Here is an 18259-nt window from a genome sequence, read left to right on the forward strand (position 1 = left end):
ACCCCTAGCCGGAGGAAGCCCTTCGCCAGCAGCCGACATTGCTTCATCCCAAGCACCGCAGTGTTCAGCGCACCGCAGCCCCACGAAAGCCCACCCGACCGACGACTACGCCGAAGGAGCCCGATAAACGCCGAACTGCATCTTCCGGGTGTGCCGGAACCCCAGCTTCTCGTACAACCGGATCGCGCCGGTGTTCGTCTCGGCCGCGTGCAGGAACGGCCGCTCGCCGCGTTCCCGGATCCCGGCGGCCACCGCCAGCACGAGCCGGGCCGCGAGGCCCTGCCCTTGGAACGCCGGGTCCGTGCACACCGCGCTGATCTCCGTCCAGCCCGGCGGGTGCATCCGCTCGCCCGCCATCGCCACCAGCGCGCCGTCGCGGCGGATGCCCAGGTAGGTGCCCAGGGCGATCGTCCGGGGCAGGAACGGGCCCGGCTTCGTCCGGGAGACCAGGTCGAGCATTTCCGGCACGTCCGCCTCGGTCAGCCGGACCGCTTCCGGGTCGGCGGCGGCCGGGGCGGCCGAACCGTCCATCTGGACCCCGGGCAACTCGGCTTCCACCGTCCAGCCCGCGGGCGGCGGCGTCCCGACCCGGCCGACCACGAGCGTCGACGCCCCCGGCCCGATGAGGTCGGCGATGTCGTGCCACACGTGCTCGTCCGGTTCGTCCGGCACGGCGAGGAACGGCGAGACGTCCACCGGATACCGCAGCACCTGCCCCTTCTGCTCCGCGAACGACGCGTGCGGGCCGCTCAACGCGGCCCACAGGGGATTCTCGAGCGGGGAGGTGCTCATTCGTGCCTGCCATTCCGGTCCGGGGTGCCCTGTCCAGAATGCGTGGCCCGGACCAAGCCCGGCCACCGCCTCCCACATGGTGAGCCGTTGAGGACCGTTACTGTCCGCGATCCGCCCTAGCGTCACCGCCATCACCGACGAAGGGACCCCGATGAGCACCGTCGACCGCAACCAGCCGCTCGGCACCCCGACCTGGATCGACCTCACCGTGCCCGACCTGGACCGCGCGCAACGCTTCTACCGCGCTGTCCTCGGCTGGACCTTCGATGGCGACCACTGCCTGCTTCGCGACCTCCCCGTCGCTGGGCTCCGCCAAGGCAGCAGTTCGCGACCGGCTTGGACCGTCTACCTCGCGACCGACGACTGCGACGGCACCGCCAAAGCCGTCACCGCAGCCGGCGGCAAGCTCCTCGACCCACCACACGACGCAGGAGCGCACGCCCGCGTCGCCGTCGCGGAAGACCCGACCGGAGCACGATTCGGACTCTGGCAAGGTCGCCAGCTCCCCGGTGCCCGGCTCGTCAACGAACCCGGCACCCTGCTGCGCAACGACCTGGTCACGCCGGCTCCGAACCCGGCGCGTGACTTCTACTGCGCGGTCTTCGCCTTCACCCTCGACGGCAACGACGACCTGACCGGCATCGACTTCACCTTCCTCCGCCGCCCGGACGGCCACGAAATCGGCGGCATCATCGGCGACTCCACCGCCGCGGCATCGGCCTGGGGCACGCTGATCCTCGTCACCGACGCCGACGCGGCAGGGGCGCGGGCCGCCGAGCACGGCGGCAAGATCGTCGAAGCGCAGGACAGCCCCTACGGACGCATGGTGACCATCCGCGATCCGTTTAGCGCGGAGTTCGTCCTTGGGTCCTGAACCGGCCTTAATCCAGTGCTAGAACAGGACAGGTGGACCTCGAAACCCTCCCCGGCGCGACCCTGCGTCCCGCGACCCCCGACGACGCCGCCGAGCTGATGGTGCTCCAGCGGTGCTGCTGGGTTCAGGAAGCCCTGCTCAACAACACCCTGGAGCATCCCGCGCTGAGGGAGGACCTCGCCGAGGTCCGCGAGTCGATCAAGACCTGGCACAGCTGGGTCGTCCGAGACGGACACCGGCTCGTCGGCGCGGTCCGCGCCCGCACGGTCAAGGACGGCGGCTGGGAGATCAGCCGCCTGATGGTCGCGCCGGACCTGGCCGGGCGCGGCCTCGGGCGTTTCCTCCTCGAGCACGCCGAACGCCACGCGCCGCCGGAGACGAAGCAGTACGTCCTGTTCACCGGTGCCTCCAGCGAACGCAACATCAGCCTCTACGAACGGGCCGGGTACCGCCGCGCGCCGATGCCGTTCGAGCCGACCGGCGTGTTCCGGCTCGCGGTCTACCTGGTCAAAGCGGCCTGACTCACAGCTCGTCGAAGACCAGCACGGTGTGCGTCGAAAGGACGTCCGGCATCGACTGCAACCGTTCGAACACCAAGTCCCGCAGGCTGTCCGCGTCGCGGGTCCGCACGAACAGGATCAGGTCGTTGTCCCCGGACACCAGACCGCCGTGCTCGATCTCCGGGATGTGCTTGAGTTCCGCGCTCACCGTGCGCCACGAGTTCTGCGTGACCTTCAGGTACACGTACGCCGCCAGGCCCTGTCCCATCCGGCGCGGATCGGTGACCGCCGCGTACCCGGTGATCACTCCCTCGCGGTGCAGCCGCTCGACGCGCGTGTAGCACCCGGCCCGCGAAATGTGCGCGCGTTCAGCCAGGGCGCGCATCGACGCGCGGCCGTCTTTCTTCAGCTCCGCGATCAGTTTCAGGTCGACCTCGTCCAGCGCCGCGGCCATTTGTCCACCCGGCTGCGACATCCGCACCACCTCACCAGCCAATCGTCCAGCCAAACCCCATTGATCAGGCCATCATTCCACAGTTCTGAATCAAGTCTGGATCTCTGATCGCTCGCGAACGAGTATCAGGGCCTACTCGTCTTCGTCGATGGGAGCTGTCGGTGACCACCACGGAACGCACTGCCGCGTCCTGTTTCCTGCCCAGCGACGAGCCGCTCGGCCTCGTGACCGCCGGCGGCGCGCCGACGCCTGACCCAGCGCTCGCGATGCCCGCGGACGACGTCCTCGTCCGGCTGTATCGCGGCATGGTTTCCGGACGCCGCTTCGACACCCAGGCCACCGCCCTCACCAAACAGGGCCGGCTCGCGGTGTACCCGTCGGCGCGCGGGCAGGAAGCCGCCGAGATCGGCGCGATCCTCGCGCTTCGCCCGCAGGACTGGCTTTTCCCCACCTACCGCGACTCGATGGCGGTCGTCGCGCGCGGCGTTGACCCCGTCGAAGTGCTGACGCTGCTTCGCGGCGACTGGCACTGCGGCTACGACCCGTACCGCGCCAACGTCGCCCCGCAGTGCACTCCCCTCGCCACCAACACGCTGCACGCGGTCGGCTTCGCGCACGCTGCGCGCGTGAAGGGCGAAGACACCGTTTCGCTCGTTCTCGTCGGGGACGGTGCCACCAGCGAAGGCGACACGCACGAAGCGCTGAACTTCGCCGCGGTCTGGAAGGCACCAGTCGTCTTCCTCGTACAGAACAACGGCTACGCGATCAGCGTCCCGCTCGAGAAGCAAACGGCTGCTCCTTCGCTCGCGTACAAAGGCGTCGGCTACGGCATGCCGTCCGTACTCGTGGACGGCAACGACGCGGCCGCCGTACACGCTGTCGTCGAGCAGGCTGTCGCGCGCGCCGCGGCCGGCGAAGGACCGACGCTCATCGAAGCTGTCACCTATCGCATGGAGTCGCACACGAACGCAGACGACGCGACGCGCTACCGCGCGAAGGCCGAAGTGGAACAGTGGCTCACGCGCGACCCGATCAGGCGGCTCCAGCAGTACCTGACCGACCGTGGCCTCCTCGACGACAAGACGCAGCAAGAGATCGACGCGCGTGCTGAAGAGGAAGCAGCCGCGTTGCGCGAGCGGATGAACGTCGACACCGAACTCGACCCCGCGGACCTCTTCCGGCATGTCTACGCCGAACCGACCGCTGCGTTGCGACAGCAAGCCGCCGAACTGGCGCACGAGAACACCGAGGACCAGGCATGACCGCCACTCTGGACACAACGCTGTCCCTCGCCGGGGCGCTCAACCGCGCTCTCGCGGACGCACTCGCCGAGGACGAGCGCGTGCTCATCTTCGGCGAGGACGTCGGCACGCTCGGCGGCGTCTTCCGGGTGACCGACGGACTCGCCGCACGCTTCGGCGACGCCCGCGTCTTCGACTCTCCGCTCGCCGAATCGGGCATCGTCGGCACCGCGATCGGGATGGCGATGAACGGCCTGCGCCCGGTGATCGAGATGCAGTTCGACGCGTTCGCCTACCCCGCGTTCGAGCAGATCACCAGCCACCTGGCCAAACTCCGTAACCGCACCAAGGGCCAGGTCGAACTGCCCGTCGTGATCCGGGTGCCCTACGGCGGCGGCATCGGCGGCGTCGAGCACCACTGCGACTCGTCCGAGGTCTACTACACGCACACGGCCGGCCTGCGCGTCGTCACCCCGGCCACGCCGGACGACGCCTACACCTTGCTGCGCGACGCGATCGACAGCCCAGACCCGGTCATTTTCCTCGAACCCAAGCGCCGGTACTGGGAAAAGGGAACCGTCGACCCGCAACGCCGCTCCCCCGGACTCGACAAAGCGCAGATCCGTCGCGAAGGCAGCGACGTCACCCTCATTTCCTACGGCGGCGCATTGGGCACGACTCTCGAAGCCGCCGAAGCAGCCGCGGAAGATGGTTACCGCGCCGAGGTGATCGATCTCCGCAGCCTCGCGCCGTTCGATCTGGAAACGGTCGCCGCCTCGGTGCGACGCACTGGTCGCGCGGTCGTGGTGCACGAGGCGAGCCGATTCTGCGGCTACGGCGCCGAGGTCGCCGCGCAACTGTCCGAGCATTGTTTCCACTACCTGGAAGCGCCGGTCCTGCGCGTCGCCGGATTCGATATCCCCTATCCCGCGCCGAATCTGGAACAGCACCACCTGCCGGGCGTCGACCGGATCCTGGACGCGATCGAACGCCTCCAGTGGGACGACGCGGCACCGCTCGACGGGGAGAAGTGATGGCCGTCTTCACCCTGCCCGACCTCGGCGAAGGCCTGACCGAGGCGGAGATCGTCGCGTGGCACGTCGCGGTCGGCGACACCGTCGCCGTGGACCAGACCGTCGTGGAAGTCGAAACCGCGAAGGCGAGCGTCGAGGTACCGGTGCCGTTCGCGGGCCGAGTCGCGAAACTGCACGGAGCACCGGGCGAAGTGCTGACCGTCGGCAGCCCGCTGATCACTGTGGACAGTGCCGCGGACTTCGCCGAACCCGGTGTCGTGACCCCGGAGGGCAGCGGCAACGTCCTGATCGGTTACGGCACCAGCCAAACCCGAACCCGGCGCGCACGCCGGCCACGCGGCAGCAAGGCACCGGCGTCCGTTCCCTCCCCGAACCCAAAGTCCGCTTCAGACCGGATCCGGGTCGTTTCCCCGCTCGTCCGGAGGCTCGCCCGCGAGTCCGGAGTGGACCTTCACACCCTCACCCCGACCGGCACTGACGGCATCGTCAGCCGCACCGACGTAGAACGCGCGATCGCCGCCGCTGAGACCCGGGCAGCGACATCGGACGAGCAGCGAATCCCCTTGCGCGGCCTGCGCAAAACCGTTGCCGACAAACTCGCCCGCTCCCGCCGCGAGATCCCCGAGGCGACCGTCTGGGTGGACGTCGACGCGACCGAACTGCTGCGGCTGCGCACCGCACTCAACAGCGATCCGCACGCCCCGAAGATCAGCCTGCTCGCGCTCATCGCCCGGTTCGCCGTCGCGGGCCTGCGCCGCTTCCCGGAACTGAACGCGCATCTGGAAGGCGACGAGATCGTCATCCCGTCCGCCGTGCACCTCGGCTTCGCCGCGCAGACCGACCGCGGCCTGGTCGTCCCGGTCGTCCAGAACGCGCACCAGCACCCCCTCGAAGACCTGTCCGCCGCGCTCGCCGACCGCACCGAACAAGCCCGCGCCGGACGCCTCGCTCCGGCCGACCTCACCGGCGGCACGTTCACGGTGAACAACTACGGCGTGTTCGGCGTGGACGGTTCGGCCGCCATCATCAACTACCCGGAGGTCGCGATCCTCGGCGTCGGGCGGATCATCGACCGGCCGTGGATCGTGGACGGTCAGGTCACCGCACGCAAGATCACCGAACTGACGCTGGCGTTCGACCACCGGGTCTGCGACGGCGGCACCGCGGGCGGATTCCTGCGTTTCGTCGCCGACTGCATCGAAAACCCGGTTCGGCTGCTGCGCACTCTCTGAAGGCGGTCAGGCTGGCGACTCCGCCAGTCTGACCGCGCGGCTCTGCCCACCTAGTGGTCCAGACCGCCAGCTCAGTGCTTCCCCGGCACGTATTCGCCGGGGACCATCCGCGTCGTGACAGCGAACCGGTTCCACGCGTTGATCACCGTGATCGTCGCGATCAGCTGAGCCAGCTCGGCCTCCTCGAAGTGCTCGGCTGCGCGCGCGAAGACGTCGTCGGGCACGAAGCCATCGGTGAGCACCGTGACCGCTTCGGTCAGCTCCAGCGCGGCGACCTCCTTCGCCGTGTAGAAGTGCTTCGACTCCTGCCACGCGGACAGCTGGATGACGCGTTCGGTCGTCTCGCCGGCCGCCAATGCGTCCTTCGAGTGCATGTCGATGCAGAATGCGCAGTGGTTGAGCTGCGACGCGCGGATCAGCACCAGCTGCCGCAGCGCCGGGTCGAGACCGTGCCGGGTCGCGGCGTCGAGCCGGATCATCGCCTTGTACGCCTCGGGGGCCAGCTCCGCCATCTTGAGGCGGGGCGGTTGTACTGGAAGTCGTTCCGTAGTGGTCATGGTTTCGACCCTACGAGCGATTGGCACTCTGTTATGGTCCATTTCCGTGCGCGCGGAGTGGGCCAGTTCGCTGAGTGAAGACCTCCACCTCGACCTGCGCGGGCCTCGCCTGCGCGACGGCCTGATGGAGGCCCTGCGCGACGCCATCCGCACCGGACGGCTCGTCCCGGGCGCGAAACTGCCGTCCAGCCGCACGCTCGGCGCGGATCTCGGGATCGCCCGGAACACGGTGGCGCAGGCGTACGCGGAACTGGTCGCCGAAGGCTGGCTCACCGCGCGGCAAGGTGCCGCAACCCGGGTTGCCCCACGCGCCGAGATCGCGCCCGCGCCAGCCGTACCGAAGCCCGCGTCGCGCCACCGGATCGTGCACGATCTACGCCCCGGCCAACCCGACCTGTCCGCGTTTCCGCGCGCAGACTGGCTGAAAGCCGCGCGTCGCGCTCTTACCGACGCGCCTGACGACGCGTTCGGCTACGGAGACCCGTACGGCCGCCCGGAGCTTCGCGAAGCCGTAGCCGCGTACCTCGCCCGTACGCGTGGCGTACGCGCGCACCCGGACCAGATCATGCTCGGCACCGGTACGTCGCACAGTCTCATGGTGCTCGCCGAAGTACTGAAGCAGCGCGAAACGCGAGCAGTGGCCGTGGAGTCGTACGGCCTGCAAGTACACCGCGCGCATCTCACGAAGGTCGGCCTAGCCACCCCGCAGCTGCCGGTGGACACCGACGGCGCGAGGGTCGAACGCCTCAACGATCTGCCCGACGTCGGCGCGGTGTTGCTGACGCCGTCGCACCAGTTCCCCACCGGCGTCGCACTGCATCCGGACCGCCGCGCCGCGGTGGTGGACTGGGCGCGCCGGACCGGCGGCCTCGTGCTGGAAGACGACTACGACGGCGAGTTCCGCTACGACCGCAGCCCGGTCGGGGCGATGCAGGGCCTCGACCCGGAGCACGTGATTTACCTTGGCACCACAAGCAAAGCGCTCGCCCCGGGCGTGCGGCTGGGCTGGATGGTGCTGCCGCCGCGGATCGCCCGGGCCGCCGCCGAGGCCAAGGGCGACCGCGATCCGTTCTCCGGCGTGCTCGACCAGCTGACCATGGCCGAGTTCATCACTTCGGGCAGTTACGACCGGCACATCCGGGCGATGCGGCTGCACTACCGCCGCCGGCGCGACCAGCTCGTCGCGGCGCTGGCCGAGCACGCCCCGAACACGCGGGTGACCGGGTTGTCCGCTGGGTTGCAGGTGCTCGTGGACGTCCCGTCCGGCGAGGAAGACGCGGTGGTGCAGGGATCCGCGTGGCAGGGGCTGGCCATGCACGGGCTCGGCGCGTTCCGGCATCCCGAAGCGCCCGCGGACCGCGACGCGCTGGTGATCGGCTTCAGCACGCCGTCGGCGAGCGCGTGGTCGGGCGCGCTGGCGGCGCTGTGCCGGGTGCTGCCCTGATCGCCTCACTCGACGCCGAGCATGACCTCCGTCGATTTCACCAGCGCGGTCACCGGCTTGCCGACCTCGAGTTCGAGTTCCTCGGCGGCGTCTTTGGTGATCGAAGCGACGACGGACTGCCCGCCGTCGAGCTGAACCGTGACCACGGTCATGACCGCACCGGGCTGGATCGCGGACACAGTGCCGGTGAGCTGGTTGCGAGTGGACAGACGCATGGCCGGGGCTCCTTCGAAACGGGACAGAACACGGGCACAGTAAAGGGAAATCCGCGGTCTCGCCCTCGCCGTGCGCGACGGTCCGCGGCACGTGCGGAGGCAGTCACTCCGCCGTACCCGCAGCTGCTGCCGCTCACTGAGCGTAGCGCCGATTCTGCGTTTTCGTGAGTTTGGCGCCCGGCAGAGCGGGTAGCCGGACCGCGAGGGGCACGACAAGGGAGGACCCATGAACGACAAAGCCGAGAACAAGGCCGAGGAACTCAAGGGCCGCGCCAAGGAAGCCATCGGCAACGCCACGGACAACGAGCAGTGGCAGGCCGAAGGCAAGGCCGAGCAGGGCAAGGGCAACCTGAAGCAAGCTGCCGAGAAGGTGAAGGACGCGTTCAAGAGCGGCAAGGACTGACGCGGCACACGCGAAGTGGCCCGGGGCGTTCGCGCCCCGGGCCTCTTTCGGTCCCACTAACTTGCGTGAAGAGCAAAGTTTGCGTGGAACGCAAGAAATGGGCTATGGTCGTCGCATGACCGAGCGACCGAGCCTGCGAGACCGCCGCCGCCAAGAGACCCGGGTGGACATCTCCTGGGCGGCAGTCCGGCTCACGGTCGAGCGCGGTCTGTCGAACGTGACAATCGAGGACATCGCCCGCGAAGCGGGAGTTTCTCCGCGCACCGTCAACAACTACTTCTCCAGCAAAGCCGAGGCGATCGTCGCGCGGCACCAGGACCGGGCCCGCGGGATCGCCGATCACCTCCGCGCGCGCCCGGCGTCGGAGCCGTTGTGGACCGCGCTGCGGGAAGCGTCGCTGACTCAGCTCGACGCCGACCGCGACACCGCTCCCGGCGCCCGCACCGATCCACAGTGGACGGCCGGGGTCCGGGTCATGATCGCCGAACCCGCGCTGGCGGGCGAATTCCTCAAGGCCAATGTCGCGGCCGAAGAAGCACTGGCCGAGGCGATCGCGGAACGCCTCGGCGCGGACGTCCACGATCTCCGCGTCCAACTCATCGCCACCACCGTCGGCGGCGTGCTGCGCACAGTCATCCAGGAGTGGCTGCGCACCGCGCCGCACGCGGAGCTGGCCTCCATCGTGCACCGGGCGTTCGACACCCTCGCCGAGGTGTTTCCCTGATCCCGCAAGGAGATCTCCATGTCCGATGTCGTCATCGCGGGCGCCGGGCCGAACGGCCTGATGCTCGCCGCCGAACTCTGCCTCGCCGGGGTCCGCCCGATCGTGCTCGAACGGCTCGCCGAGCCGGACGGGGTGCGCCGGGCCAACGGGCTCGTCGGCCAGGTCGTGCCGCTGCTGCACCGGCGCGGGCTGTTCGAGAAACTCGCCGGCGTCCCGGAACCCACGCCGGTGCCGCAGTTCGTCTTCGGCGCGTTTCCGGTCCCCTTCGCCGATCTGCCCAGAAACCCGATGTACATCCTCGGAAAGCCGCAGCACGAACTTGAGCGGCTGCTGATCGAGCACGTCCGCGCGCTCGGCGCCGAACTCCGCCGCGGCCACGAAGTCACCGGCTTCGGCCAGGACGAGAACTCGGTGACCGTGCGGGTGCAGGGACCGGACGGGCCTTACGAAATCGCCGCCGGCTATCTCGTCGGCGCGGACGGCGGACGCAGCACCGTGCGCAAGCTGGCCGGGATCGACTTCCCAGGCGTCACCTGGGACGAAACAGTGTCGCGCAGCGCGAATGTGCGGCTCCCGCGTTCCTTCGTCGACCCCGCGACCGGCGGACTGAAACTGGAGACCGGCGTCCTGCCGCCGTTCCAGCACCACCGGACGGAAACCGGGGTGTTCGTGTTCGCCCCGTTCGACCCGGAGAATCCGACGCTGTCAGTCACCGAACACCGCGGAGCCGCCGAGTTCGCCGACGACGATCCGTTGACCATGGCGGAATTGCGCGCGAGCGTGCGGCGCGTGCTCGGGGCCGATCTTCCGCTCGAACCGCCGTCCGGCCCCGGTCCGTTCCTGCTGCGGAGGCTGTCCGGCGGCAACACCCGGATCGCCGAGAGGTACCGGCGGGGCCGGGTGCTGCTGGTCGGAGACGCGGCCCACGTGCATTCCGCGATCGGCGGGCCCGGGCTCAACCTCGGCCTGCAGGACGCGGCGAATCTCGCGTGGAAGCTCGCCGCCGAGGTGCGCGGCTGGGCGCCGCCGGGGCTGCTCGACAGCTACGAGGCCGAACGCCGCCCGGTCAGCGAACGCGTCGTGATGCACACCCAGGCGCAGAGCGCGCTCGTCGCGCCCGGACCGGAAGTCACCGCGCTGCGCGAATTCTTCGGCGAACTGCTGGCGTACCCGGACGTGCGGCAGCATGTCGCCGACCTGATGTCCGGCGCGGATCTCCACTACGGCACCGACCCGAGCAGCGGCCGCTGGGCTCCCGATCTGCCGCTCGCCGACCCGGGCCCGCTGACCGCCGCGTACCGGGCCGCCCGCCCGGTGCTGCTCGACCTGACGCCCGGCGCCGTGCTCGCCGACGCAGCCGCGCCGTGGGAAGACCGCGTGACCACCGTGTCGACCACGGCAACCGGCGACGCGCCGACCGCGCTGCTCATCCGCCCGGACGGTTACGTCGGCTGGTCGTCCGCTGCCGCCGAGCCAGACCTCGAGGCGCTTCGAGCCGCGCTCACCCAGTGGTTCGGCGCACCGGTCAGGTCAGCTGTGTCGTCGCCACGTTGACGCGTGCCCCGGCCGGCAGCGTGCCGTCCGGGGCCACCAGCGGCCGGGACGCCACCTTGAACGCGGTCCGCAACCCCATCAGGTGGGTCTCGTCCAGGGCGTCGACCTGGTAGTAGGTGTCGTGGCAGGTCTGCCAGACCTCCTCCGGCGTGCCGGACAGGTCCACCAGCAGCTGGTGCCAGCCGACCGGTGCGAACCCGGCCGGACCGAGCAGCGAGTCCAGTCCTTCGCGGGTGCGGGTGCGCGGGTCGCCGGAGGTCGGCACCTGCCGGTCCTCGGGCACCACGGCGAAAAGCGGCCGGGCGACCTTGAGGAACACCTCCAGCGCGTCGGTCCCGCCGCCGCCCACCCCGATCACGAAGGCGCCGCCGGGCCGCAGCACGCGGACGGTCTCGGCGACCACCTTCTCGACGTCGGACATGAGCATCAGCGCCATGTGCGAAACGACCGCGTCGAAGCTGTCGTCCTCGAACGGCAGCTCCTGCGCGCGGCCGGGCCGCAGGTCCGCGTCGGCGAGCCCGGCCCGGCCGCGCGCGAGGTCCAGCTGTTTGGCGGAAAGGTCGATGCCGGCGAGCTTTTCGGTACCGCGACCGGCGAGCACCGCGAGCAGCGCGCCGTCTCCGCAACCGAGGTCGAGCACGCTGCGCGGCTGGCCGACGTGGTCGGCGAACGCCTCGTACACCGAGTGTCCGCCGACCCGGCCGCGCTCGGCCAGTTCGGACGCGGCGGCCGGGTTCCGGTCGTGAAACTCGCGCAGGAACTCTTCGGCGGGCGTCATCATGCCCGAGACGGTAGCGCGGACGGTCACTTCAGCAGCTCGGTTTTCGCCAGGTTGACGCACAATCCTGCCGGAAGCCGGCCGTCCGCGGTGCGCAGGTGTTCGGTTTCGGCGAGGAATGCCGAGCGCAGCTGGGCGAGCTGCGCGTCGTCGAGGGTGTCGGTCGAGTAATACGATTCACAGCACCGCGTCCAGACCTCGTCCGGCGTGGCGGTCAGGTCGATCTCGTACTGCTCCCAGGAAACCGGCGCGAACCCGGCCGGAGCCAGCACCTCGTCGATCCCCTCGCGGTTCGACGTGCGGCGCTCGGCGGTGTAAGTCGCCCGGCGTTCCTCCGGCACCTCGCGGAACAGCGGCCGAGCCAGTTCGAGGAACACCGGAGTCGCGCCAGTCGATTCCGGACCGCCGACCACGACCGCGAAAGCCCCGCGCGGAACCAGCACCCGCGCGACCTCGGCGGCGACCTCCTCGGGGTGGTCCATCAGCATGAACGCCATATGCGACACGACCGCGTCGAAGCTGTCGTCCTCGAATGGCAGCTCCTGCGCCCGCCCGTGATGAAGCTCGGCGCCGGCGAGCTCGGGCCGCTGCCGGGCCAGGCCGAGCTGGCCCGACGACAGGTCCACGCCAGCGAGCTTTTCCGCCCCGCGCCGGGCGAAAACGGCCAGCAACGCGCCGTCGCCGCAGCCGAGATCGAGCACCCGGCGCGCGGGCGCGACCCGATCGGCCAGCACCTCGTAACTCGTCCGGCCGTCGCCGGCCACGCGGCCGGACTCGATCAGCACGGACATCGCGTCCGGTTTGCGATCGTGGTACTCGCGCAGGTAATTCTCCGCGGCGGAGGTCATGCTCCGACGGTAGCGAATTCCTGGTACCCCTGTGGCATGCACGAAGAAGCTCTGCTCGGCATCGACGTCGGCACGACCGCGGTGAAAGTCGCGGCGTTCGCACCGGACGGCCGGGAACTCGCGGCGCACTCGGCCCCTTACCCGATCACGCGGCCGCGTCCCGGCTGGGCCGAGCAGGACCCGGAAGACTGGTGGCACGCAACGGAAACCGCGCTCCGCACCGTCCTTTCCGGACTCCCCGCCGGTTCGGTGCGCGCGGCCGGGATCGTCAGCCAGGTCAACACCCATCTCCTCGTCGGCGCCGACCTGCGGCCGCTCACCCCGGCGGTGATCTGGCAGGACCAGCGCTGCGCGGAGATCGCCGCGGAACTCGACGCCCGCTTCACCGACGACGACAAAAAACGCATCTGGGGCGGGCCGATCGCGCTGGATGCGTCGTTCGCCGGCGCCCGCGCCGCGTGGTTTGCCCGTGAAGAACCCGAGTTATGGGCCCGCGCGCGATGGATGCTGAGCCCCAAGGACTTCATCGGCGCGCGGCTCACCGGACGCGTCGCGACCGACCTGCTGTCCGGCGTGCGCATCGCGGGCGCGTCCGGTTATCTGCCCGAAGCGGTCGCGCTCGTAGACGGGCTCGGCGACCGTCTGCCGGAATTGCTCGCGCCCGAGGAACCCCTCGGCCACGCCGCCGTACTGGGCGACGCTCCGGTCGTCGTGGGAACCATGGACGCGTTCGGCGGCGTTTTCGGCACCCGCACCACAGAACCGGGCCGCGCGATGGTCACCTGCGGGACCTCGCTGGTGGTCGCGGCCGCCTCGCACCGGCACGAACCGATCCGCGGCCTGGTCGCCTTCCCGCCTCGCGGCGACCTCGTCGTGCACGCCGGACCGACCCAAGCCGCGGGCGACGCGGTGCGCTGGTGGAGCCGAGCGTCCGGACTGTCCGTGCCCGACGTGTTCGCCTCCGCCGCGGAAGGCACGCCCGGGGTGGTCTTCCTGCCGCATCTGCAAGGCGAACGCGCGCCGCTGTGGGATCCGGATCTGCGCGGCAGTTTCCTCGGACTCAGGTCGTCCACCACCACCGCGGATCTGTCGCGGGCCGTCCTGACCGGCGTGGCGTTTTCCGCGCGGCACGTGCTGGAAACCGTCGAGGAAGCCTGCGGCGAGGCCCTTCCCTCGGTGACCTTCTCCGGCGGTGGCGCACGCAGCGACCTCTGGACCCAACTCCACGCCGACACACTGTGCCGACCCGTCGAACGCCTTCGGGTGCCCGAGAGCGCCGCCCTCGGCGCCGCCCTGCTCGGCGCTGTCGGCGCGGGCCGGTACCCGGACGTCGAAACCGCCGCGGCCTCGACGGTCGCCGTGGAGCGAACCTTCACCCCCGAAACAGACTTGACCGGCCTGTACGAGGCGTATCGCGCGGCACACGAAGGGCTCGCGAGAGTGCACGAGCGGCTGGCGCGACGGTGATCTAATGGCCCGCATGGAAACCCTCCGCTACGGCAGCGAGCCCAGCCAGTTCGTCGAACTCCACGGGAGCCCGGGCGGGCGGGGCACCGCGATCCTGCTGCACGGCGGATGGTGGCGCGCCCGGCACGACCTGCACCAGCTCGACCCGATGGCCGCCGACCTGGTCGCCGCGGGCTGGTACGTCGCGAACGTCGAATACCGGCGCATCGACGGCGACTCGGGCGGCTGGCCGCAAACCCTCGACGACGTACGGGCGGCGATCGCCGCGGTCGAGCGCCCGGACGCACTGCCGGCCGTCGCGATCGGACACTCCGCGGGCGGCCACCTGGCCCTGCTGGCCGGCGGACTTTCCGGGGTCGTCGCGCTCGCCCCGATCACCGACGTCCCGCGCGCCCGAGCCGAAGAGCTGGGCGAAGGCGCCGCCGGACTGTTCCTGACCGGCGACGACCCCGCCGCGTCGCCCATCCGGACGCTCCCGATCGGGTGCCCGCACCTGGTCGTGCAAGGCGACGCCGACGTCCGCGTCCCGGTGGAGCACAGCCGCGACTACGTGGCCGCGGCCAAGGCGGCGGGCGACGACGTGGACTACGTCGAGCTTCCCGGCGTCGACCACTTCCGCCTGATCGACCCGGCGGACGAGCCGTGGCAGCCCGTCCGCGACTGGCTCGACCGGCGGTTCAGCTGACGTCCGCCTCGACGAACCGGTGCCCGGCGGTGTTCTCGATGACCACCGCCGTCACCTGCGCCGGGTCGACGACCGCCGTCCCGTAGAGGTACGCGCCGTCGCGGGCCGCCCGCTCCGAGACCAGCCAGCCGCCCGCGACCTGGCGCTGGCCGTTCTTGCCGAGGACGACGAGCAGGCATTTCTCCCCGGCCGGGATGCCCGTCACCGAACCGTCCACGCGCACCCACCCGCTTTGCGGCACGATGTTCGCGGTCAGCCGGGTCTTGCCGCTGGCGTCCGCGCCGGAAACGACCTTCGTGCCCGGAACCGCGCTCGTCGCCGGCGGCGGCGTGGTCGGCACCGCGACGGCGGGCCCGGACGAACTGCGTCCCACCAGCACCCCGACGCCCAACGCGGCCGCGACCACCACGGCCGCGGCGACGATCGCCATCGACCGCCCCCGCCCGGCCCGCGTACGCGCCTCCGCCCGGACCTGGCCCACGGTCCGCTGCAGCACGAGGTCCGCGCCCACCGGCGGCCCGTCCAGCAACGCCTCCGGCGGCAATTCGCCGAGGAAACTCTGCACCTCGCGCAACGAAGCGGCCTCCGCCCGGCAGCGCTCGCACCCGTCCAGATGCGTCTCGACGTCGCGCTGCTCGCCCGAGGCGAGCTGACCGGACAGGTATCCCGCCAAGTCGACGTGCTCGTCAGCAGTGTTCATCCGGCCACCCCTTCCGCTCGACGGAACTCTTCCCGCAACGCCCGCAGCCCGTAATACGAGCGGGATTTGACCGTGCCCGGAGGAATACCGAGCCGCTCCGCCGCCTCCGCGACGCTGCGCCCCTGCAGATACATCTGCTCGAGCACCTCGCGATGCTCCGGCGACAGCCCGTCGAGCGCGGCGAGCACCACCATCGAGTCGACGACCTGATCGGCATGATCCCGCTCGACCGGCCCGCTCGACGATGACTCGGCCACCTCCTGCGGCCGCGCCTCCTTCGCCCGGAACCGGTCGATCACCAGATTCCGCACCACGGTGAGCAACCAGCCGCGCACCGACCCGCGCCCGTTGACCAGGCTGTCCGGACTCCGCCACGCGCGGACGAGCGCCTCCTGCACCACGTCCTCCGCCGCCGCGCGATCGCCGAGCAGCCGGGTGGCGTAAGCGAGCATCGCCCGCCCGTGCTCCTCGAACAGCGCACGGACCAGCGCCTCGTCCGCAACCGCCCGCCGGTGACGGGCCCTGAACCCGGCCATGCCCCGATCATCCTCCCGATCGGGACCGATTGTCCCGCGGCGGAGGCGTGTTGCGGTGTGCCCGGTACCGGTTTGTTCCTTGCCTGCTGCTCCCTGGCTGGTTACCCCTTGTGACCGCGCTCTCCCACTTCCCGTGCAGCTCCGAATACGCGGGTCCGGGTCCCCTCGTTCCCCGCCGCCGCCCCTTCGACGGAGCGCGCCCACCCGCCGTCCCCGATCGGTGCGGTGCCCTGGCCCACCGCCGGTTCCCGGCACCCCGATCGATACCCGCCCACCAGCGTGGTTCCGCCGACACGATCGGGGAACGCACCGCCTGCGGGCCCCGGACCTGGGCTAAGTTCGCAACTGATCCAGCCGGAAGGCTTGCTCACCAGGTCGGCGCACGCCGGTGCCGTGCACTGGGATCACCGCCCCGGCCGCCCGACCGCCCTGGAGCCGCCGGGAGCGCTGCGCACACCGCCCTCCCGGCGGCTCCGGGGCACCTATGGGCGTCGCGCCTCCCAGGACGAGCGGCAGTCGCGGGCCGAGAAGCCGAGGCGGGGAAGACGGGCGACTGCGGGAGCGCGGCTCTCCTGAAGCCGACCCTGCTGTTACCGAAGCGGCAGCAGGAGGGCAAGCCCCGCGAGCAACCACAGCCCTCAACCGGGTCCGGGCAACGTTCTCGCCTCGCCGGTGAAGCGACCCGCCGGGCTGGCCGGTGCGCCAGCCGTCCACAAAGGACTCAGGCGGCTGCCGCGCCAAGGTCAGTCAGCACCACGGGGCTCGCCGGCGCGCCGCGACGGCGAGCGACTCTCACCAGACCCCGACAGCCCAGGCGGCCCAGACAGTCCAAGGACTCAAGCAGCCGCCACGCCAAGGTCAGTCAGCACCACCGGGCTCGCCAGCGCGCCGCGACGGCCCGCGACTCTCACCAGACCCCGACAGCCCAGGCGGCCCAGACAGTCCAAGGACTCAAGCAGCCGCCACGCCAAGGTCAGTCAGCACCACCGGGCTCGCCGGCGCGCCGCGACGGCGGGCGATTCTCACCAGGCCCCGGCGACGCAGGCGGTCCATCGCCTGCGTTTCCCACAGCGGAACCCGTCCGCCGACCGACCACAGGTAGCACTCCCCGGCGAAACCGTTATGGACCACCACCAGCCCGCGCCGGACGTCGTCCAGTGCGTGTACGTCCTCCTCGACGAGCACCATGACCGGCTCCCTCCGTCCCCTTCATGGTGAAACTTCGCGGGCCGCCGGTACATCCGGGAATCCACCTCAGGGGTTCCCTGGAGAAATGGGGTCGCCCTCGCCTCGCCGGCCTGGCAGGATCGGGCCTTGTGCGGCCGCCCACGATCGCGTGCGACGAATCCGGCTCGGAGGGCGCGAACCTGATCGGCGCGAACACCGCGGTCTTCGCGCACGCCGCCGTCCGGCTCGAGCCGGCAGCCGCCGCGGAATGTGTTGCGCGGCTGCGGGAACTCATCGGCTCGCCCGCGCTCGAGTACAAGGCCAACCACCTCCTGCGCGCCAAAAACCGCGCCGCCCTGGAGTGGCTGCTCACCGAACCTCTCGCCGACACCGCCAGCGTGCTGCTCGTCGACAAAGCCCTGTTCCTCGCGGGCAAAATCGTCGATTTGCTCGCCGACCAGACCCCCTACCCGGACTGCTTGCGACGCCGTCCGGACGCACGCGCTCGCAACTTGTACGAAGCCGGCCCCCGCGTCCACGGCAGCCGCCCCTGGACCGAGTTCCTGCGGTCGTTCACCGGACTGCTGCGCACCTCGAACCGTCGTCTCCCCGCGACCACACCGGCCGAATTCTTCGCTCAGACAGACGTTCTCGGCGAATGGGTTTCAGCTCGCCCGCATCTGACCGCTCTGCGCGAGCAGTTGCTCGCCGACCCCGGTCTCGCCTCGCCGATCGACCCGTTGCTGCCCGCTCTCGCCGACACGATCGCGTTCTGGCGTCCGGAAAAGGTCATTCACGACGAGCAGCCGTCCCTTACACCGGCCCGGCTCGCCCAGCTGCTCGATCCGGTGCCCCAGTGGGAATTCGTCGATTCGAAGTCCGAACCGCGGGTCCAGATCGCCGATTTCCTGGCCGGCGTCGCCCGGCGGCTGGCCGAGGAGACGCTGCCCGGCGGCGGGGATGCGGAACTGGTGAAACTGCTGCGGCCGTATGTGCTTCCGGCGTCGGTCTGGATGGGGGAACCGGCGGCCTAGCTGCCCCGCGATCCCTCCGG

The 18259-nt window shown here is 70.6% G+C and carries 21 protein-coding genes; 12 read left to right on the forward strand and 9 right to left on the reverse strand.

Annotated features, from left to right (window positions below; translation table 11 throughout):
* Window positions 1-105: 105 nt before the first annotated feature.
* Window positions 106-792, reverse strand: a complete 687-nt coding sequence (locus L942_RS22755) for a GNAT family N-acetyltransferase (protein ID WP_037363904.1) — start codon at window positions 790-792, stop codon at window positions 106-108.
* Between the two features lie 151 nt (window positions 793-943).
* Between L942_RS22755 and L942_RS22760 the strand changes: the two genes are divergently transcribed.
* Together L942_RS22760 and L942_RS22765 are read left to right on the forward strand one after the other, a co-directional pair.
* Window positions 944-1666, forward strand: coding sequence for a VOC family protein (locus tag L942_RS22760; protein WP_037363907.1), 723 nt, complete (start codon window positions 944-946; stop codon window positions 1664-1666).
* A 32-nt stretch (window positions 1667-1698) separates the two neighbouring features.
* Entirely contained in the window at window positions 1699-2187 is a 489-nt protein-coding gene (locus L942_RS22765; RefSeq protein WP_106964985.1) for a GNAT family N-acetyltransferase, read from the forward strand.
* A 1-nt stretch (window position 2188) separates the two neighbouring features.
* Here L942_RS22765 and L942_RS22770 read toward each other — a convergent pair whose 3' ends face one another.
* Window positions 2189-2641: an Lrp/AsnC family transcriptional regulator gene (locus L942_RS22770; RefSeq protein ID WP_235079332.1), complete on the reverse strand. Its 453-nt coding sequence runs from the start codon at window positions 2639-2641 to the stop codon at window positions 2189-2191.
* Between the two features lie 140 nt (window positions 2642-2781).
* Here L942_RS22770 and pdhA point away from each other — a divergent pair, with 140 nt between their 5' ends.
* From pdhA to L942_RS22785, 3 genes are read left to right on the forward strand one after another with little or no spacing between them, the layout of a single operon-like run.
* Entirely contained in the window at window positions 2782-3882 is a 1101-nt protein-coding gene (gene pdhA / locus L942_RS22775; protein ID WP_037363912.1) for a pyruvate dehydrogenase (acetyl-transferring) E1 component subunit alpha, read from the forward strand.
* Window positions 3879-4895 (forward strand): alpha-ketoacid dehydrogenase subunit beta, encoded by a 1017-nt coding sequence (locus L942_RS22780; protein ID WP_037363915.1) that lies wholly within the window; start codon window positions 3879-3881, stop codon window positions 4893-4895. Before pdhA ends, L942_RS22780 begins: the two co-directional genes overlap by 4 nt.
* On the forward strand, window positions 4895-6127 hold the full coding sequence (locus tag L942_RS22785; protein WP_037363918.1) for a dihydrolipoamide acetyltransferase family protein: 1233 nt from the start codon (window positions 4895-4897) through the stop codon (window positions 6125-6127). Before L942_RS22780 ends, L942_RS22785 begins: the two co-directional genes overlap by 1 nt.
* Window positions 6128-6198: 71 nt before the next feature.
* Here the strand turns inward: L942_RS22785 and L942_RS22790 are convergent, their stop codons facing one another.
* Window positions 6199-6684, reverse strand: a complete 486-nt coding sequence (locus L942_RS22790; protein ID WP_037363921.1) for a carboxymuconolactone decarboxylase family protein — start codon at window positions 6682-6684, stop codon at window positions 6199-6201.
* A gap of 46 nt (window positions 6685-6730) precedes the next feature.
* Here L942_RS22790 and pdxR point away from each other — a divergent pair, with 46 nt between their 5' ends.
* Complete coding sequence (pdxR, locus tag L942_RS22795) at window positions 6731-8128, forward strand: MocR-like pyridoxine biosynthesis transcription factor PdxR (RefSeq protein ID WP_037363924.1); 1398 nt, start codon at window positions 6731-6733, stop codon at window positions 8126-8128.
* Window positions 8129-8133: 5 nt separating this feature from the next.
* Here the strand turns inward: pdxR and L942_RS22800 are convergent, their stop codons facing one another.
* Window positions 8134-8343, reverse strand: a complete 210-nt coding sequence (locus L942_RS22800; protein WP_037363926.1) for a TOBE domain-containing protein — start codon at window positions 8341-8343, stop codon at window positions 8134-8136.
* 226 nt (window positions 8344-8569) lie between these two features.
* Here L942_RS22800 and L942_RS22805 point away from each other — a divergent pair, with 226 nt between their 5' ends.
* The 3 genes from L942_RS22805 to L942_RS22815 all read left to right on the forward strand — a co-directional run bounded on the left by L942_RS22805 (window position 8570) and on the right by L942_RS22815 (window position 11024).
* On the forward strand, window positions 8570-8746 hold the full coding sequence (locus L942_RS22805; RefSeq protein ID WP_037363927.1) for a CsbD family protein: 177 nt from the start codon (window positions 8570-8572) through the stop codon (window positions 8744-8746).
* A 115-nt stretch (window positions 8747-8861) separates the two neighbouring features.
* On the forward strand, window positions 8862-9470 hold the full coding sequence (locus L942_RS22810) for a TetR/AcrR family transcriptional regulator (protein WP_037363928.1): 609 nt from the start codon (window positions 8862-8864) through the stop codon (window positions 9468-9470).
* Window positions 9471-9488: 18 nt separating this feature from the next.
* Complete coding sequence (locus tag L942_RS22815) at window positions 9489-11024, forward strand: FAD-dependent monooxygenase (protein WP_037363930.1); 1536 nt, start codon at window positions 9489-9491, stop codon at window positions 11022-11024.
* Here the strand turns inward: L942_RS22815 and L942_RS22820 are convergent.
* Together L942_RS22820 and L942_RS22825 are read right to left on the reverse strand one after the other, a co-directional pair.
* Window positions 10996-11805 carry a class I SAM-dependent methyltransferase gene (locus tag L942_RS22820; RefSeq protein ID WP_037364124.1) on the reverse strand — a complete coding sequence of 270 codons (810 nt, stop codon included), beginning with the start codon at window positions 11803-11805 and terminating at the stop codon, window positions 10996-10998. The two genes, L942_RS22815 and L942_RS22820, sit on opposite strands and share 29 nt — an antisense overlap.
* 23 nt (window positions 11806-11828) lie before the next feature.
* A complete protein-coding gene (locus tag L942_RS22825; RefSeq protein ID WP_037363931.1) occupies window positions 11829-12650 on the reverse strand; it encodes a class I SAM-dependent methyltransferase in 822 nt (273 codons plus the stop codon).
* A gap of 36 nt (window positions 12651-12686) precedes the next feature.
* On the opposite strand from L942_RS22825, the gene L942_RS22830 reads away from it, so the two are divergent.
* A complete protein-coding gene (locus tag L942_RS22830; RefSeq protein ID WP_037363933.1) occupies window positions 12687-14117 on the forward strand; it encodes a xylulokinase in 1431 nt (476 codons plus the stop codon).
* A 13-nt stretch (window positions 14118-14130) separates the two neighbouring features.
* On the forward strand, window positions 14131-14802 hold the full coding sequence (locus L942_RS22835) for an alpha/beta hydrolase family protein (RefSeq protein WP_235079333.1): 672 nt from the start codon (window positions 14131-14133) through the stop codon (window positions 14800-14802).
* Here the strand turns inward: L942_RS22835 and L942_RS22840 are convergent.
* The 3 genes from L942_RS22840 to L942_RS22850 all read right to left on the reverse strand — a co-directional run bounded on the left by L942_RS22840 (window position 14795) and on the right by L942_RS22850 (window position 17226).
* Window positions 14795-15502, reverse strand: a complete 708-nt coding sequence (locus tag L942_RS22840; RefSeq protein ID WP_037363936.1) for an anti-sigma factor family protein — start codon at window positions 15500-15502, stop codon at window positions 14795-14797. The genes L942_RS22835 and L942_RS22840 overlap by 8 nt on opposite strands.
* Complete coding sequence (locus L942_RS22845) at window positions 15499-16038, reverse strand: sigma-70 family RNA polymerase sigma factor (protein ID WP_037363938.1); 540 nt, start codon at window positions 16036-16038, stop codon at window positions 15499-15501. Before L942_RS22845 ends, L942_RS22840 begins: the two co-directional genes overlap by 4 nt.
* Window positions 16039-16989: 951 nt before the next feature.
* A complete protein-coding gene (locus L942_RS22850; RefSeq protein WP_037363940.1) occupies window positions 16990-17226 on the reverse strand; it encodes a hypothetical protein in 237 nt (78 codons plus the stop codon).
* A gap of 128 nt (window positions 17227-17354) precedes the next feature.
* Between L942_RS22850 and L942_RS22855 the strand changes: the two genes are divergently transcribed.
* Window positions 17355-18239 (forward strand): DUF3800 domain-containing protein, encoded by an 885-nt coding sequence (locus L942_RS22855; RefSeq protein ID WP_037363942.1) that lies wholly within the window; start codon window positions 17355-17357, stop codon window positions 18237-18239.
* The last annotated feature ends 20 nt before the right edge of the window (window positions 18240-18259 follow it).

This window comes from Amycolatopsis orientalis DSM 43388 (assembly GCF_000411975.1).
In the GTDB taxonomy this organism is placed as follows: Bacteria; Actinomycetota; Actinomycetes; order Mycobacteriales; family Pseudonocardiaceae; genus Amycolatopsis; species Amycolatopsis orientalis_D.

Excerpts from the sequence above, each read along its gene's own strand:
- L942_RS22755 (WP_037363904.1), bottom strand. The coding sequence starts at position 792 with ATGAGCACCTCCCCGCTCGAGAATCCCCTGTGGGCCGCGTTGAGCGGC.
- L942_RS22760 (WP_037363907.1), top strand. The coding sequence starts at position 944 with ATGAGCACCGTCGACCGCAACCAGCCGCTCGGCACCCCGACCTGGATC.
- L942_RS22770 (WP_235079332.1), bottom strand. The coding sequence starts at position 2,641 with ATGTCGCAGCCGGGTGGACAAATGGCCGCGGCGCTGGACGAGGTCGAC.
- L942_RS22780 (WP_037363915.1), top strand. The coding sequence starts at position 3,879 with ATGACCGCCACTCTGGACACAACGCTGTCCCTCGCCGGGGCGCTCAAC.
- L942_RS22785 (WP_037363918.1), top strand. The coding sequence starts at position 4,895 with ATGGCCGTCTTCACCCTGCCCGACCTCGGCGAAGGCCTGACCGAGGCG.
- L942_RS22790 (WP_037363921.1), bottom strand. The coding sequence starts at position 6,684 with ATGACCACTACGGAACGACTTCCAGTACAACCGCCCCGCCTCAAGATG.
- L942_RS22800 (WP_037363926.1), bottom strand. The coding sequence starts at position 8,343 with ATGCGTCTGTCCACTCGCAACCAGCTCACCGGCACTGTGTCCGCGATC.
- L942_RS22805 (WP_037363927.1), top strand. The coding sequence starts at position 8,570 with ATGAACGACAAAGCCGAGAACAAGGCCGAGGAACTCAAGGGCCGCGCC.
- L942_RS22810 (WP_037363928.1), top strand. The coding sequence starts at position 8,862 with ATGACCGAGCGACCGAGCCTGCGAGACCGCCGCCGCCAAGAGACCCGG.
- L942_RS22815 (WP_037363930.1), top strand. The coding sequence starts at position 9,489 with ATGTCCGATGTCGTCATCGCGGGCGCCGGGCCGAACGGCCTGATGCTC.
- L942_RS22820 (WP_037364124.1), bottom strand. The coding sequence starts at position 11,805 with ATGATGACGCCCGCCGAAGAGTTCCTGCGCGAGTTTCACGACCGGAAC.
- L942_RS22825 (WP_037363931.1), bottom strand. The coding sequence starts at position 12,650 with ATGACCTCCGCCGCGGAGAATTACCTGCGCGAGTACCACGATCGCAAA.
- L942_RS22830 (WP_037363933.1), top strand. The coding sequence starts at position 12,687 with ATGCACGAAGAAGCTCTGCTCGGCATCGACGTCGGCACGACCGCGGTG.
- L942_RS22835 (WP_235079333.1), top strand. The coding sequence starts at position 14,131 with ATGGAAACCCTCCGCTACGGCAGCGAGCCCAGCCAGTTCGTCGAACTC.
- L942_RS22840 (WP_037363936.1), bottom strand. The coding sequence starts at position 15,502 with ATGAACACTGCTGACGAGCACGTCGACTTGGCGGGATACCTGTCCGGT.
- L942_RS22845 (WP_037363938.1), bottom strand. The coding sequence starts at position 16,038 with ATGGCCGGGTTCAGGGCCCGTCACCGGCGGGCGGTTGCGGACGAGGCG.
- L942_RS22850 (WP_037363940.1), bottom strand. The coding sequence starts at position 17,226 with ATGGTGCTCGTCGAGGAGGACGTACACGCACTGGACGACGTCCGGCGC.